This is a genomic window from Streptomyces sp. NPDC041205, from assembly GCF_055591765.1.
Genome location: NZ_JBVIZH010000007.1, coordinates 383,960 through 397,458, shown reverse-complemented (window position 1 = coordinate 397,458; position 13,499 = coordinate 383,960). Strand labels below are relative to the sequence as shown.

The 13,499-nt window shown below is 73.0% G+C and carries 15 protein-coding genes and 1 tRNA gene; 12 read left to right on the top strand and 4 right to left on the bottom strand.

Translation table 11 applies throughout. The annotated features are described in order from the left end of the window. Nucleotides 1–31: 31 nt before the first annotated feature. The gene (locus ACZ6BG_RS29470; RefSeq protein WP_469007020.1) at nt 32–625 is read left to right on the top strand and encodes an HhH-GPD-type base excision DNA repair protein; all 594 of its coding nucleotides are present in this window, start codon (nt 32–34) and stop codon (nt 623–625) included. A gap of 47 nt (nt 626–672) precedes the next feature. On the opposite strand, the gene ACZ6BG_RS29465 is transcribed toward ACZ6BG_RS29470, so the two are convergent. After that, a complete protein-coding gene (locus ACZ6BG_RS29465; protein WP_469007018.1) occupies nt 673–2,328 on the bottom strand; it encodes a helicase HerA-like domain-containing protein in 1,656 nt (551 codons plus the stop codon). 120 nt (nt 2,329–2,448) lie between these two features. Here ACZ6BG_RS29465 and ACZ6BG_RS29460 point away from each other — a divergent pair, with 120 nt between their 5' ends. Together ACZ6BG_RS29460 and ACZ6BG_RS29455 are read left to right on the top strand one after the other, a co-directional pair. Then, nucleotides 2,449–2,745 carry a type II toxin-antitoxin system VapB family antitoxin gene (locus ACZ6BG_RS29460; RefSeq protein ID WP_003955420.1) on the top strand — a complete coding sequence of 99 codons (297 nt, stop codon included), beginning with the start codon at nt 2,449–2,451 and terminating at the stop codon, nt 2,743–2,745. Between the two features lie 99 nt (nt 2,746–2,844). Next, nucleotides 2,845–3,504 carry a LytR C-terminal domain-containing protein gene (locus ACZ6BG_RS29455; protein WP_469007015.1) on the top strand — a complete coding sequence of 220 codons (660 nt, stop codon included), beginning with the start codon at nt 2,845–2,847 and terminating at the stop codon, nt 3,502–3,504. Between the two features lie 93 nt (nt 3,505–3,597). Here the strand turns inward: ACZ6BG_RS29455 and upp are convergent, their stop codons facing one another. Then, nucleotides 3,598–4,233 (bottom strand): uracil phosphoribosyltransferase, encoded by a 636-nt coding sequence (upp, locus tag ACZ6BG_RS29450; protein ID WP_030363603.1) that lies wholly within the window; start codon nt 4,231–4,233, stop codon nt 3,598–3,600. 103 nt (nt 4,234–4,336) lie between these two features. On the opposite strand from upp, the gene ACZ6BG_RS29445 reads away from it, so the two are divergent. From ACZ6BG_RS29445 to ACZ6BG_RS29415, 7 genes are all read left to right on the top strand, one after another. Then, nucleotides 4,337–4,534 (top strand): hypothetical protein, encoded by a 198-nt coding sequence (locus tag ACZ6BG_RS29445; RefSeq protein ID WP_030363602.1) that lies wholly within the window; start codon nt 4,337–4,339, stop codon nt 4,532–4,534. A 192-nt stretch (nt 4,535–4,726) separates the two neighbouring features. Next, nucleotides 4,727–5,281 (top strand): tRNA adenosine deaminase-associated protein, encoded by a 555-nt coding sequence (locus ACZ6BG_RS29440; RefSeq protein ID WP_469007217.1) that lies wholly within the window; start codon nt 4,727–4,729, stop codon nt 5,279–5,281. A 54-nt stretch (nt 5,282–5,335) separates the two neighbouring features. Then, the gene (gene tadA / locus ACZ6BG_RS29435; RefSeq protein WP_468454281.1) at nt 5,336–5,797 is read left to right on the top strand and encodes a tRNA adenosine(34) deaminase TadA; all 462 of its coding nucleotides are present in this window, start codon (nt 5,336–5,338) and stop codon (nt 5,795–5,797) included. Between the two features lie 48 nt (nt 5,798–5,845). Next, nucleotides 5,846–5,933, top strand: a tRNA-Ser gene (locus ACZ6BG_RS29430). A 234-nt stretch (nt 5,934–6,167) separates the two neighbouring features. Continuing rightward, the gene (locus ACZ6BG_RS29425; protein ID WP_469007012.1) at nt 6,168–7,715 is read left to right on the top strand and encodes a hypothetical protein; all 1,548 of its coding nucleotides are present in this window, start codon (nt 6,168–6,170) and stop codon (nt 7,713–7,715) included. 2 nt (nt 7,716–7,717) lie between these two features. After that, the gene (locus ACZ6BG_RS29420; protein ID WP_469007009.1) at nt 7,718–9,532 is read left to right on the top strand and encodes a hypothetical protein; all 1,815 of its coding nucleotides are present in this window, start codon (nt 7,718–7,720) and stop codon (nt 9,530–9,532) included. Between the two features lie 70 nt (nt 9,533–9,602). Beyond that, a complete protein-coding gene (locus ACZ6BG_RS29415) occupies nt 9,603–10,664 on the top strand; it encodes a hypothetical protein (protein WP_469007006.1) in 1,062 nt (353 codons plus the stop codon). Nucleotides 10,665–10,942: 278 nt separating this feature from the next. On the opposite strand, the gene ACZ6BG_RS29410 is transcribed toward ACZ6BG_RS29415, so the two are convergent. Then, nucleotides 10,943–11,893 carry a hypothetical protein gene (locus ACZ6BG_RS29410; protein ID WP_469007003.1) on the bottom strand — a complete coding sequence of 317 codons (951 nt, stop codon included), beginning with the start codon at nt 11,891–11,893 and terminating at the stop codon, nt 10,943–10,945. Nucleotides 11,894–12,077: 184 nt separating this feature from the next. Beyond that, nucleotides 12,078–12,476 carry a hypothetical protein gene (locus tag ACZ6BG_RS29405; protein WP_469007001.1) on the bottom strand — a complete coding sequence of 133 codons (399 nt, stop codon included), beginning with the start codon at nt 12,474–12,476 and terminating at the stop codon, nt 12,078–12,080. Between the two features lie 518 nt (nt 12,477–12,994). Between ACZ6BG_RS29405 and ACZ6BG_RS29400 the strand changes: the two genes are divergently transcribed. Together ACZ6BG_RS29400 and ACZ6BG_RS29395 are read left to right on the top strand one after the other, a co-directional pair. After that, nucleotides 12,995–13,174 carry a hypothetical protein gene (locus tag ACZ6BG_RS29400; protein ID WP_380835258.1) on the top strand — a complete coding sequence of 60 codons (180 nt, stop codon included), beginning with the start codon at nt 12,995–12,997 and terminating at the stop codon, nt 13,172–13,174. Between the two features lie 10 nt (nt 13,175–13,184). Beyond that, entirely contained in the window at nt 13,185–13,478 is a 294-nt protein-coding gene (locus tag ACZ6BG_RS29395; RefSeq protein WP_468453653.1) for a Dabb family protein, read from the top strand. Nucleotides 13,479–13,499 lie beyond the last annotated feature (21 nt).

The window sequence follows — 13,499 nt, the reverse complement described above, 5'->3', positions numbered from 1 at the left end:
GAACCCCCCGCGCCCGCGAGATGATCGCCCCATGGACGCCACGCTGCACCTCGCACAGCAAGAAGAGGCCGACGCGCTGCTGAGCCGCAGCCCGCTGGCCGCGCTCGTAGGGATGCTCCTGGACCAGCAGGTGCCCATGGAGTGGGCGTTCGCGGGTCCGTACACGATCGCCCAGCGGATGGGGGCGGACGACCTCGACGCCCACGACATCGCGGCCCACGACCCGGACGCCTTCGTCGAGCTGCTCTCCGCCAAGCCCGCCGTGCACCGCTACCCGGGCGCGATGGCCGGGCGCGTGCAGAAGCTGTGCCAGTACCTCGTGGAGACGTACGAGGGCGACGCGGAGGCCGTCTGGCGGGACGCGGCCGACGGCAAGGAGCTGCTGCGGCGCCTGAACGAGCTGCCCGGCTTCGGCAAGCAGAAGGCCCAGATCTTCCTGGCCCTGCTCGGCAAGCAGCTCGGCGTGCGGCCCAAGGGCTGGCAGGAGGCGGCCGGGGCGTACGGGGAGCCGGAGGCGTTCCGGTCCGTCGCGGACATCACGGGACCCGAGTCGCTGCAGAAGGTCCGCGCGCACAAGCAGGAGATGAAGGCGGCGGCGAAGGCGGCCAAGGCCGCGAAGGGCTAGCCGCCCCGGCCGAGGGCACCCCCGGCGGCCACCACCGGCGCCGACGGCTACCGCCGGCGCTTGGCCGTGCCGAAGACCGACCGCGAGATCTCCCGCCCGATCTGCGTCCCCATCGACCGCAGCAGCGACTTGAACATCCCGCTGCCCATCACCTGCTCGACGACGGACCCGCCCCCGCTCTCCTTCGCCCTGGCCTTCCCCGGACGCGGAGCCTCCGCCGGAGCGGGCGCGGCGGCCCGCTCGGCCTCCCGCGCGCTCAGCCGCTCGTACGCCGACTCCCGGTCCACCGCCTCCGCGTACCGCCCGTACAGCGGCGAATCCCGGACGGCCCGCTCCAGGTCCGCCGCCGCGATCGGCCCCATCAGGGACTGCGGCGCCCGCAGCCGGGTGACCGCGACCGGCGTGGGCGCGCCCTTCTCGCTGAGCACGGTGACGACGGCCTCGCCGGTGCCGATGGCGGTGAGCGTCTCCGCCAGGTCGTACGCGGAGTTCGGGAACGTACGGACCGTCGCCTTGAGGGCCTTCTCGTCCTCGGGCGTGAAGGCGCGCAGCGCGTGCTGCACCCGGTTGCCGAGCTGCGCGAGGACGTCGGCGGGCACGTCCTTCGGGGTCTGGGTGACGAAGAAGACGCCGACGCCCTTGGACCGGATCAGCCGCACGGTCTGCGTGATGGACTCCAGGAACGCCTTGGAGGCGCCGCTGAACAGCAGATGGGCCTCGTCGAAGAAGAAGACGAGCCTGGGCTTGTCCACATCCCCGACCTCGGGCAGGTCGTGGTACAGGTCGGCGAGGAGCCACATCAGGAAGGTGGAGAAGAGGGCGGGCTTGTCCTGCACGGAGGGCAGTTCGAGTACGGAGACGAGACCCGCCGCACCCGATCCGGCCCCCGCCCCCGCCCCTTCCCCACCCCCCGCGCCCAGCAGTTCACGCGTGTCGAACTCCGGCTCCCCGAAGAAGTCCCCCATCCCCTGTGCCTCGAACGCCGTCAGCGCCCGCAGGATGACCCCGGCGGTCGCCGTGGACAGGCCGCCGACCGTCTTCAGCTCGGGCTTGCCCTCGTCCGAGGTGAGGAAGGCGACGACGGCGCGCAGGTCCTTCAGGTCGACGAGTTCGAGGCCCTTCTGGTCGGCGTAGTGGAAGATCAGGCCGAGCGACTGCTCCTGCGTCTGGTTCAGCCGGAGCACCTTCGAGAGCAGGACCGGGCCGAAGCTGGTGATCGTGGCCCGCACGGGGATCCCGGTGCCGATCCCGCCGAGGGCGTAGAACTCGCACGGGCACCCGCGCGGCACCCACTCCTGCCCCACGTCCCTGGCCCGCCCGGTGACCCGGTCACCGGCCTCGCCGGGCGCCGAGATCCCCGAGACGTCGCCCTTGATGTCGGCGAGGAAGACGGGCACGCCCTGGGCGGAAAGCTGCTCGGCGATCAGCTGGAGGGTCTTGGTCTTGCCGGTGCCGGTGGCGCCCGCGACGAGCCCGTGCCGGTTGAGCATCGGCAGCGGGATGCGCACCTGCGCCCCGGGGAGGCACCGTCCGTCCCACAGCAGCGCGCCGAGGTCGAGGGCGGGGCCTTCGAAGGCGTACCCGGCGGCGATCCCGGCGGCCTCCGGGGGCAGTGCGGACGGCGTCACCGCGGGGTCGGACGCGGACTCGTTCGGGGGGTTTCCGCCATCGGGTGTGGACGGCATCGGCTGGCTGTCGCTCACTTCGGCCCCTGCTCCCGGCTTGAGAGTTCCGGGTTTGTCCCGGTTTACGGCGTCATTTCCCAGGGTCGCACTCGGCCGCCATGGCTGCGCCCGGAGAGCCTTGACCGGTAGGCTTTCCGTGTGATCTTCAAGCGCATCGGAAACGGCCGGCCGTACCCCGACCACGGCCGGGAAAGCACCCGGCAGTGGGCGGACGTCGCGCCGCGCCCGGTCCGCCTCGATCAGCTCGTCACGACCAAGGGCCAGCTGGACCTGGAAACGCTGCTCGCCGAGGACTCCACGTTCTACGGCGACCTCTTCGCGCACGTCGTGAAGTGGCAAGGCGATCTGTACCTGGAGGACGGGCTGCACCGGGCCGTCCGCGCCGCGCTCCAGCAGCGCCAGGTGCTGCACGCCCGCGTTCTCGAACTGGGCTGAGCCCGGGCCCCGCGCCACGTTGGCCCTTTCGGGTTGGCCTTGGCGCCGGGCAATGATCATTTAGTAGGAATCACCGCCGCGCGGCACTACGCTGCGCCCATGAGCATGCTCACTCCCCCCGGCATGGGCGGCAAGTACCGCATCACGGGGGACAAATACCCGCGAATGCGCCGCCCGAGCGGTCGTCGCCGGATCGTGCTCGCGGCCGTCGCGTCGCTCGCCGCGGCCGGGCTGCTCGGCTGGGGCAGCCTCCAGCTCATCGACGTGTTCTCCGGCGACGACAAGGCGTCGGCGGCGGGCGGGGCGAAGGACTGCGCGACGAGACCGGCATCGGCCGACGCGGCGCGCAAGACCAAGCCGAAAGCTTTCCCCCGGCCCCGCCAGATCACCGTCAACGTCTTCAACGCCACCCCGCGCGGCGGCCTCGCCAAGGAGACCGCCGCCGAGCTGAAGAAGCGCGGCTTCGCCATCGGCGACGTGGGCAACGCGACGAAGGCGTTCGACAAGAAGGTCGAGGGCCCGGGGATAGTGCTCGGCGCGAAGTCCGCCGCCGACACCGCGCTGCCGGTGCTCGCCACCCAGCTCAAGGGCGCCGCCAAGCAGACGGACACCCGCAAGGGCGGCGAGGTCGACCTGATCCTCGGCAGCAAGTTCAAGGACCTGGCGAAGAAGCCGGACGCCGACAAGGCCCTGGCGGCACTCGCCGAGCCCGTGCCGACGCCCTCGAAGGCGCAGCGGTCGGACGGCAAGAACTGCTGAGCGCCCGAGGGGCCGCTCAGCGCTCCCGTTCCCGGGGCGGTCACTCGGCCGTCCCGCACCGCCTGACGGCCTCGCGGCCGTCCCGTACGACGGCTACTCGGCCGTCCCGTACATGCGGTCCCCCGCGTCGCCGAGGCCCGGCACGATGTACCCGTTCTCGTTGAGGCGCTCGTCCACCGCCGCCGTCACGACCGTCACCGGCGTGCCCGCCAGCTCGCGCTCCATGACCTCGACGCCCTCCGGGGCGGCGAGAAGCACCACGGCGGTCACGTCGTCGGCGCCGCGCTTGATGAGCTCCTGGATCGCCGCGACCAGCGTGCCGCCGGTGGCGAGCATCGGGTCGAGGACGTAGACCTGGCGGCCGGAGAGGTCCTCCGGCATCCGGGTCGCGTACGTGGACGCCTGCAGCGTCTCCTCGTTGCGGATCATCCCGAGGAAGCCGACCTCGGCCGTCGGGAGCAGGCGGACCATGCCGTCGAGCATGCCGAGACCGGCGCGCAGGATCGGCACGACCAGCGGCCGCGGATACGACAGCTTGACGCCGGTCGTCCCGACCACGGGGGTCTCGATGTCGACCTGCTCGGTGCGCACGTCCCGGGTGGCCTCGTACGCGAGCAGGGTGACCAGCTCGTCGGCCAGGCGCCGGAAGGTCGGGGAGTCGGTGCGCTTGTCGCGCAGCGTGGTGAGTTTGTGCGCCACCAGCGGGTGGTCGACGACGTGGATCCGCATTGTTCAACAGTAACCGGGCGAAGCGGCCCCCTGATCCCCCCCGCGCTGGCATCAACCCCGGCCACGGGGGAAGGTGGACGTACGAACTGGGGTGGTGTGGCCTATGCCCGACCGGGAAGCGCGCGAGAGCGACGCCGAGCGACGCAGGCGACGCGAGACGGAAGCCGAGCGGCGCAGGCGCCGTGCCCAGTTCCTGCACGAATTGACCGAGGCCCGCGAGCTGCGGGCCCGGGTGACACCACGCCGCGCACGGGCGGCCCGACTGCGACAGGCGATGCGTATGCGTACGTTCCGCTGGTAGCCGCGAGGGGGCCGCGGCCCGAAAGCGGCATGTGATTCGCAACGCGACGCGGACACAGCGGTCCGAAGACCTCTCCTGAAGCCGTTGTTTCTGCCACGATTCCGAGTGGGCGGGGCTTGGAACAGCACTCCCGCCGCCGACGTCCGCCGGGGGGACCCCCAACCGGCGCCTATGAACAGTGGGAGAGTCACGGTGTACTTCGCCGCACTGCTCGCGCGCACCGAAGACGGGTGGGAAGCGAGCGACACGGAGCTCGACGATGTGGAGACCCTGTCGGATCTGACCGACCTGGCCCGTGAGGCCGCCGTCGGCATCACGGGCGCCGACGACGACACAGTCCTCGTCTTCATCGAACAGGAAGACGCCTGGTTCGGCGTCGTCCGTGTGGACGGCGAGGAGGACCCGCGGATCTACGTCTCCGACGCCGCGGCCGCCGCCCGCAGCGCCTACGGCGAGATCCTGCTCACCGACGAGATGCTGGGCCGCGACCCGGACGACGAGGCCGACGCCCTGGAGGCGCTGAACCTCGACGGCACCGAGGACGGCGAGTCCGACAGCTCCGACGACGACACGGACGGACCGGACGCCGCGGGCGAGGCCGTGCCCTCCGGGCCGCTCGGGGACACACAGATCCTCAGCGACCTCGGCGTGCCGGAGAAGGGCCTGCTCAGCCTGGAGAGCGGCGACGCGCTCAGCGAGATCGCCGACATCCTCGGAGCCGCGGAGGTCCTCGAAACCGTCCGTTAGGTTCACCGTGTGACCCAACTCCCAGATCCGGTACGAGAGCGCTGGCGGGCGCCCATGCGGATCGCCCTGGACGAGGCCGAACGGGCCGTCCGGGGCGGTGACGTGCCCGTCGGCGCCGTCGTGCTCGCCGCGGACGGCGAGACGGTGCTCGCCACCGGCCACAACGAACGCGAGGCCGGGGGCGACCCCACCGCGCACGCCGAGATCCTCGCGCTGCGCCGGGCCGCCGCGAAGCTCGGCGGCTGGCGGCTGCCCGGGTGCACGCTCGTCGTCACCCTGGAGCCGTGCGTGATGTGCGCGGGCGCGCTCCAGCAGTCCCGCCTGGAACGCGTCGTCTACGGCGCCCGCGACGCCAAGGCGGGTGCCGCGGGCTCCCTGTGGGACCTGCTGCGCGACCGACGCCTCAACCACCGGCCCGAAGTCGTCGAAGGGGTGCTCGCCGAGGAGGGCGCGCGGCTGCTCACCGACTTCTTCGCCCGCTCCCGGGACCGCGGCGGCCCGCCCGCCGAGGGGTAGCCCAAACGGATTTCGGTCCACGGCCCACCTTGGGCTAGGATCTCTCTCGGTAGCGTGTCCGAGCGGCCGAAGGAGCTCGCCTCGAAAGCGAGTGTGGCGCAAGTCACCGAGGGTTCAAATCCCTCCGCTACCGCCACAGACACCCCGCTGGTCCAGGAAACTGGACCAGCGGGGTGTTTCGCGTCCGGCGGCGAAGGCGGCCAGCGAAGCGGAACGCTTCGCGCTAATCGCACACAAGCGATCGGACACTGCCACAAGCGATCAATTCTTCGTTTTATGTGACGTGCCGGGAGAATCAGGCATTCCGCCGCGCCGTCACGGGTAGGGCACGCCCACAGTCAGCCGACCCGCACCGGACGGACGGACGGCCATGGGCATCATCAACTTCATCCGCAGCCTCGGCGACACGGCCAAGGAAGTCGCCCGGGGCGTCGCGGACGCCATCGGCAGTCTGCCCAAGGCCGCCGTCGACATCTACAGCGCCCGCCAGGACACCAAGCGGCTCGAGATCCACGACCGCAGGCTGCGGGACTTCGCCCGGGACGAGCGCAAGCACGCCGCCGCGGCCCCCGGCAAGGGCGGCTCGTCGTCACCTTCGCCGTCCTCCCAAGTGGACGTCCTGCCACCGCACTCCACCGTCACGGTGCCCCCGAGCCAGTGGTCCGAGGAACAGCGCGAACACGAGCGCAAGCTCCAGCAGGAGGCGGCCAGGCTCGCCGAGCGGCACGCCCGCCTGACGGACGAACTGGCACGGGGCCGGATCGAGTTGAAGGCCGGCCTGCGCCGCGAGCAGTCCGACCGGGAGCACCGCCAGCGCAAGGACGAGCGGACGCACGGCGCACAGGTGGACTACGAACTGAACCAGGCACTCGCCGACGCCGCCCACCACCGCGAGCACACCCCCTTCGCACTGGTCTATCCGCACCAGGTGAGCGCGCAGATCACCGCCGAGACCCGCAACGGCACCCTGCCCGCCCTCATCACCGCCCCCTTCTTCCGCGCCAGCGACCCGCACGCACGGATCGACCCGGTCAACGCCGAGTTCGACTCCCATCTGCGCGAGGCGCTCAGGGAGCTGCCCGGCCCGAAGCTGATGGCGGGCGTGCCGGGCCTGTTCCGGCGCCCGCTCAACCGGCACGAGACCGACCTGTACCTCGTCCGCCAAGTGCTCGCCGCACACCCCGTGGTGCTCGTCCACGGGGAGATCACCGAGGGCTGGCGCACCCGCGTGGACATCGTCGCCTGGAACCTCTACGGCGAGGCCTCCGCCGCCGCCACGCTGCCCGAAGTGCCGCGGCGGCTCGGGACCTTCGACGCGCTCTCGCCCCTCGTGCCCGCCGCGGTGCGGCTCTCGCTGCCGTTCCCGGCGCTGCCGACGGAAGCGGGCAAGGAGCGGCACGCGGTCGAGGCGCAGATCGCCACGGTGGCCGCGGGCGTCGCCGCCGTGATCGCCGAGTGGTTCCACGTGGCGGCGGGGCACGACCCGCAGCTGCACGCCCGGCTCGACGGCTCCCTGGACCCGCTGCCCCGCGCCGCCGCCCTCGGCACCGCCGCGATGCTGGACGTCTCCGTCGACCGGGGCCTCAAGGCGGAGACCGACGCGCTCATCCAGCAGGCGGCCACCTACCAGGAGGCCGGACTCGACCAGCCCGCCCTGATCACCGCCCGCCGCGCGCTGCACCTGCCCACGCCCGGGACGCGCGCGGAACGCCAGATCTATCTGGACCGGGTCCGCGGACTGCTGCCCGTCCTGGACTCGCTGAAGCTCGGCGGCGAGGCAGCCGGACTGCGGGCGTCCGCCGAGGGCATCGCGGCCGAGGAGAACCGCCGCCGGCTCCTCGGGGAGGACGACGGCGAGGACGACCCCGGCGGGGGCGAGAGCGGTGCCCCGGGGCGGGGCAAGGGGGAGGACGGCTGACGATGGGGGCGCGGTTTCGGGTGGCGGCGGCCATCGACTTCGGTACGCACGCCAGCGGATACGCCTGGAGTGCCGTCACCCGGGACGGCGCGGACCCACGGCGGCGCGACATCGTCGACCGGGAGCAGTGGCCGGGGACCACCGAGAAGCGCTATCCGAAGACCCGCTCGGCCCTGCTCCTCGACGGCTCCGACGCCGTGCTCGCCTGGGGGTACCCGGCCGTGCGCGCCGAACGCCCGCCCGGCTCCCGCCTCGTCACCGGCATGAAGATGTCGCTGCGCCCCTCCGACGACCCCTCACGGCCCGCCCCCGGCAGCCGCGTGCCCCGCGCGCTCTCCGACGACCTGTCACGCCCTGTGCCGCTGATCGCCGCGTATCTCGCCCGGCTGCGGGAGGTCGCCGTCGCCGAGATCACCGACGGGGGCCGCTACCGCGAGTCGGACATACGGTGGTGCCTGACCGTGCCCGCCATCTGGTCCCAGGCCGCGCTCGGCGCCATGCGCGAGGCCGCGGGCACGGCCGGTTTCCCGTCCGGGCACGACGCGCTGCTGCTCGAACCCGAGCCGGACATGGCCGCGCTGTACTGCGCCGTCCAGGAGCTGACGCCGACCGGCCCGGTGCGGGCGCTGCTCAGCGCGTTCCGCAGGCCGGGGCGGCGGTTCGTGGTGGCGGACTGCGGCGGCGGCACGGTCGACGTGGTGGCGTACGAGGTGCTCGGGGACGGCTCCCTGGCGCAGCTCGGCCGCCCCTCCGGGGGTGCGTTCGGCGCCACGTACACGACGAACGGATTCATCCGGGACGTGCTCGGCAGCCGGTTCCTCGACCAGACGAACCTCGAGCGGCTGACCCGCCATCACTGGGCGGAGTTCCAGGAGCTGTTGAGCGACTGGGAGTCGCACCGCAACACGTTCACGGTCGGCTCCCGCGAGAGCGTGGCGCTGCGTGTGGACGGGCTGCACGGGCTGCTCTCCCCGGACGACCTGCGCCACCTCGGCGAGGTCCAGGGCGGCAAGGGGGACCGGATCGTCGTCCGGCCCAAGGAGATGACCGGCCTCCTGGAGTCGGCGGTCGGGGGAATCCTGCCGCTGGTCGACGAGCACCTGGCGCGCGCGGCGGAGGCCGCCGGGGGCGGCCGGCCGGACGTGTATCTGGTCGGCGGGTTCTCGAAGTCGCCCTACCTGCGGGAGCGCGTACGGGCCCACGTCGGGCAGCGGGCGCGGGTCTTCACCCCGGACCGGCCCGAGCGGGCCGTGCTGCACGGGGCGGTGCACCGCTGCTACGCCTCCGCGGTCCGCGAGGACGGCGAACAAGGCGCCGGGGCCGCGGGTTCCACGGCCGCCGCGCGCCGCGCCGGGCCCGACATCTCGGAACGCTGCGCGCTCTACACGTACGGCGCCCGCGTCTCCGAGCCGTACGACGACGAGGACGGCGCACAGGACCGGCCCCTGGAGACCAACGACGAGGGGCGGAACTTCTGCCCCGACCGCTTCCTGCGGTTCGTCACCATCGGCGAGCGCGTCGGCGTCGGCCACGAGGTGGCCCACCGGAACGTGGTCCCCATCCGGGCCGACCTGCCCCTGATGACCGTCGAGTTCTACGCCACCCACGCCCCCGACCCCCGCTACTACGACTCGGCGCCCGCCAAGCGCATCGGCCACATCACCGTCGACCTCAGCACCTGCATGCACCTGCCACGCGAGAACCGCGAGGTCGACGTCCACCTGACGTTCGGCCGCGCGGAGATCACCGTGCGCGCGGTCAACCGGCACGACGGCAAGGCGGCCGCCGCGACGCTCGACCTCGACCCCGAGTTCTGAGTGCGCTCCGGCCGCGTGGGACGTGGGACTCCGCACGACCCGAACTCCGGCTGACGGGGAGGCGATCCGGATGTTCTCCCGAAAGGGCAACCACGACGAGGACGGCGCGCGCGTCCGCGAGGGCGGCGGGTACGCCGACGCCGCCCTCCCTGACGTCCTCACCCGGCTCGACACGCTCACCGCGGCGGTACGCGACCTCGGCGACGACGTGGAGCGACACGAGGAGGACATCCGCGGTCTCCTCGCCACGGGGAGTCCCGGCAGCGGTGACGTACTCGACGACTCCCGCCGCCGGGCCCTCGACGTCGCGGACGACCTCCAGCAGGTGTGGCTGCGGGCCTGGCAGGCGGGCGCGGAGGGCGCCCGGGGGGCGCGGGAGCAGGCCTGGGGAGTGGGAGAGCTGATTCGGAGGGTGTTGGGGTTGGGGTTGGCGGTGGGTGGGGTCGGGAGGGCGAGCGGTGAGGTGAGTGCGGAGGTTGCGGGGGCCGGGGGTGGTGCGTGGGAGGCCGCGGCGGTGGCACTACGGGGTGCCGCTGCCGAGGCGGGGGTCCAGTTCTCCTGGGATCCGGTGACGCTGGGGTGGGTTGATGGGCAGTCGGGGGCGGGGGCGTTGTCGGGTGTGGGGGCGTCGTCGGGTGTGGGGGCGTTGTCGGGGGCGGGAGCGCCACCCGGGGCGGGAGCGCCACCCGGGGCGGGGGTCGACTGCGAGCTGTGGCCCGGCTGTGTGGCCTGGGATCCGGTGCTGTTCGTGGTGCGGCCCGCGGTCGTGCACCGTGGGCAGCGGGTGGCGCCGCCCATGGTGTTCACGGGGGCGGTGGTGTCGGACGGGGCGGAGTCCGGTGGGGGGCTGTCGGGCGGGGCTGCGTCCGGCGGGGGTCTATCGGGCGGGGCTCGGTCCAGTGGGGCTCCGTCCAGTGGGGGTCTGTCGGGTGGGGCTCCGTCCAGTGGGGCTCCGTCCAGTGGGGCTCCGTCCGGCGAGGCTCCGTCCGGGGTTCGGACCGGGGTGTTGTCGGGCGTGCGGAGCGGGGAGCCGGTCGTGATGCGGGGGCGGGGGCGATGGGCATGGCGGGTGCGGGGTCATCGGGAGCGGCATGGGCGGGGGTCGGGTGTGGTGGACCGGTCCGCGCAGTGAGCGGGGCGAGGCCGTCCCCACGTTGAGCGGGGGGGAGGCCGTCCGCGCTGTCAGCGGGGCGAGGCGATCCGCACGGTGAACGGGGCGGAGCCAACCGCACGGTGAACGGGGCGGAGCCAACCGCACGGTGAACGGGCCGAAGCCAACCGCACGGTGAACGGGGCGGAGCCATCCACACGGTGAACGGGCCGAAGCCAACCGCACGGTGAACAGGGCGGAGCCAACCGTGCCGTCCGCGGAGCCCGCCCCCGCCTCGTCCGGAGCAGACCCGTCGTCCCTCACTGCTCCCCGTCCTCCGCCCGCTCCGCCAGCACCAGCCCGACGAACCGCGCCAGATGGGCCCCTGCGACCAGCGCCGCGCTCGTCGCCAACGCCGCCCGGACCGGGGGCGAGTCCGTCGTGAGGAGCAGTCCCGCCCCGGCCGCGAGCACGGCGGCGCCCGTGGCGAAGGCCGCCGTCGGCCACAGCCTCAGCGGCGCGGCCGACGCCGTACCCCGCGCCCGCACTTCCCGCACCGCCCGTGCCGTCACCACGACATGCCCCGCCGCCGCCCCGGCCAGCACCACCCCCGCCACCACCCGTCCCGCCCCGGCGAAGGACGGCAGTACCGCCACCGCCGCGACGAGCCCCGCCACCGCGGCCGCCACATGGCCGTGGGCCGCGCGGCGGCGGGCGGGGTCGAAGAAGGCCGCGTGGACCAGCCAGGCCAGTTCGCCGGCGAGGCCGAGGGCGGCCGTGCCGATGAGGGTCCAGCGGGGGCCCGGCACCCGCCCCGGGGGTACGCCGACGACGAGGGTGCCGCTCAGGAGGAGGACGATTCCGGCGTGGTAGAAGCCGCGGGTGCGGTCGGCCCAGCGCAGGCTGAGGGTGGCGTGGCCGCGCTGGACGTTGCGCAGCCAGCGGGTCGGCCGCCCGTCGCGCACCTCGCCGGGCCACCACTGGGCCAACTCCTCGGGCAGGGTGTCGTAGCGGCGGGCCCAGACGGCGGCCTGGACGGCGCCGATCTGCGCGAGGCCGGAGGCGATGAACAGGGACACCGCCGCGTCCGGCCAGCGGGCGAAGCGGGGCTGGGCCGCGGCGAGGGTCGGCAGGAGCAGCGCGGCCATGGTGAAGCTCGCCCCCGCGAGCAGCGGGGCCGCGAAGCCGCCGAGCCCCTGGATGCTGGCGGCGTACCCGAGCGGCAGCGGCGGCTGCCAGGTGTCGCGCGGAAGCCGCCGCGCCGCCCGCACCGCCCGCACCGCCCGCCGCGGCGCACCGGCACCACGCGAGGCACCGGCACCACGCGAAGCTCCGGCACCACGCGGGGCACGGGCACGGGCACCGGCGCCGCGCCGCGGACCACCTCCGGCACGCGGCAGACCACCTCCGGCCCCCTGCGGGTCACCTCCCCCGCCCCGCGGCCCCAGCGTCCCCTCACCCCCGCGAACGCGGGCACCCCCGCTCGTGTCGCTCGTCGACCCCGCCGCACTCGGCGCACACCCGTCCGCGCCCTCGGGTGCCGCCGAACTGGAGGCGGCGGGTGCCGGTGGTGCCCGTGCGGGTCGGGGGGACGATCTGGTGGGGGCCGGGGCGCAGGGCGAAGGCGGTGCGCAGGAGGCGCATGGCCTGGTCGATGGTGTCGGCGGTCGGCTGGGGTTCGGCGGGCAGCGTGAAGTACAGCTCGACGCCGTCGGGCGGGTGCAGGCTCAAGGACTGAAGCGTTCCGCCCATCCGTTCGAAAAGGGCGCGCAGCGTCGGCTCGGCGGCGGGAACGAGAAACCTGGGCAGTTCGTCCGCGGCCACGGACAGCCGTACGTGAATGACCATCTGCATGGGATGCATCACCCCCCGTAATACGGACAAGCATACGGGCCGGGGGTATTGATCACGAGTGCTTCGTCATTTCCCGGGTCGGCTCCGGACAAGCACCGAAGAACACGGAGGAAGCTCCGAAGAACACCGAACAGACACGGAAAAACCCCGGCGCCGTCATGGCGCCGGGGCCTTCTTCCGATAGGACGGGGGAAGCGGCATCGGGGGGACAAGCCGCTTCCCCCGATGAGGACCGAACTCTCAAGTCAACGCCGCCACCGGGGGAAGAGGGCGGCGCGGACCCCGCAGTGGAGACCGGTCCCTGGCCCGTGGATTCCTGCCAGATCCGCCGGGCTCACCACCATCCTGCGCCGCCCGCAACCGGGAAGGGCCAGCCGAAGGGCCTCTGCCGCCGGGTCATTGGTCCTTAAAAACCTGGTGAGTTCGCGCCACGTTAGACTCGCCCGGCACAAGCGGAACACGGCACGGAACACGGCATACGGGGGCTCGGGGATGAACGGGCAAGGGGAGGCCACAGCGTGAAGGACCCGAAAAAGATCATTCTTTTCGTCCTCGTGGTGTTCGTCCTGTACGTGATCATCACCGACCCGGAGAAGGCCGCGGACTACGTCCAGGTAGGGTTCGAGGGCATTTCGAACGCCGCCAAGGCCATCGGCGACTTCATGACCTGGGTCGCCAACGGCGGCAAGGACGACTGAGGGAGCGCCCGTGATCCGCCATCTGGTCCTCTTCAAGCTCAATGACGGCGTCGAGCGCGACGACCCGCGCGTCGCCGCCGGTGTCAAGGCCTTCGAGGAGCTCGGCGGGATCATCCCCGAGCTGCGCTTCTGGGAGTGCGCCTGGAACATCTCCGAGCGCCCCATCGCGTACGACTACGCCATCAACTCGGCCGTCGACGACACCGATGCGCTCACCCGGTACCTGGAGCACCCGGCACACCAGGCGGGCGTCGGACTGTGGCGCGAGTTCGCCACGTGGGTGATCGCCGACTACGAGTTCTGAGGCCGCCGCCGCGTTTTCCGC

What these genes read in the sequence shown, in the direction of transcription:
- ACZ6BG_RS29470 (WP_469007020.1), top strand. Translation starts at nt 32, where the DNA reads ATGGACGCCACGCTGCACCTCGCACAGCAAGAAGAGGCCGACGCGCTG.
- ACZ6BG_RS29455 (WP_469007015.1), top strand. Translation starts at nt 2,845, where the DNA reads ATGAGCATGCTCACTCCCCCCGGCATGGGCGGCAAGTACCGCATCACG.
- upp (WP_030363603.1), bottom strand. Translation starts at nt 4,233, where the DNA reads ATGCGGATCCACGTCGTCGACCACCCGCTGGTGGCGCACAAACTCACC.
- ACZ6BG_RS29445 (WP_030363602.1), top strand. Translation starts at nt 4,337, where the DNA reads ATGCCCGACCGGGAAGCGCGCGAGAGCGACGCCGAGCGACGCAGGCGA.
- tadA (WP_468454281.1), top strand. Translation starts at nt 5,336, where the DNA reads ATGCGGATCGCCCTGGACGAGGCCGAACGGGCCGTCCGGGGCGGTGAC.
- ACZ6BG_RS29425 (WP_469007012.1), top strand. Translation starts at nt 6,168, where the DNA reads ATGGGCATCATCAACTTCATCCGCAGCCTCGGCGACACGGCCAAGGAA.
- ACZ6BG_RS29420 (WP_469007009.1), top strand. Translation starts at nt 7,718, where the DNA reads ATGGGGGCGCGGTTTCGGGTGGCGGCGGCCATCGACTTCGGTACGCAC.
- ACZ6BG_RS29415 (WP_469007006.1), top strand. Translation starts at nt 9,603, where the DNA reads ATGTTCTCCCGAAAGGGCAACCACGACGAGGACGGCGCGCGCGTCCGC.
- ACZ6BG_RS29405 (WP_469007001.1), bottom strand. Translation starts at nt 12,476, where the DNA reads ATGCAGATGGTCATTCACGTACGGCTGTCCGTGGCCGCGGACGAACTG.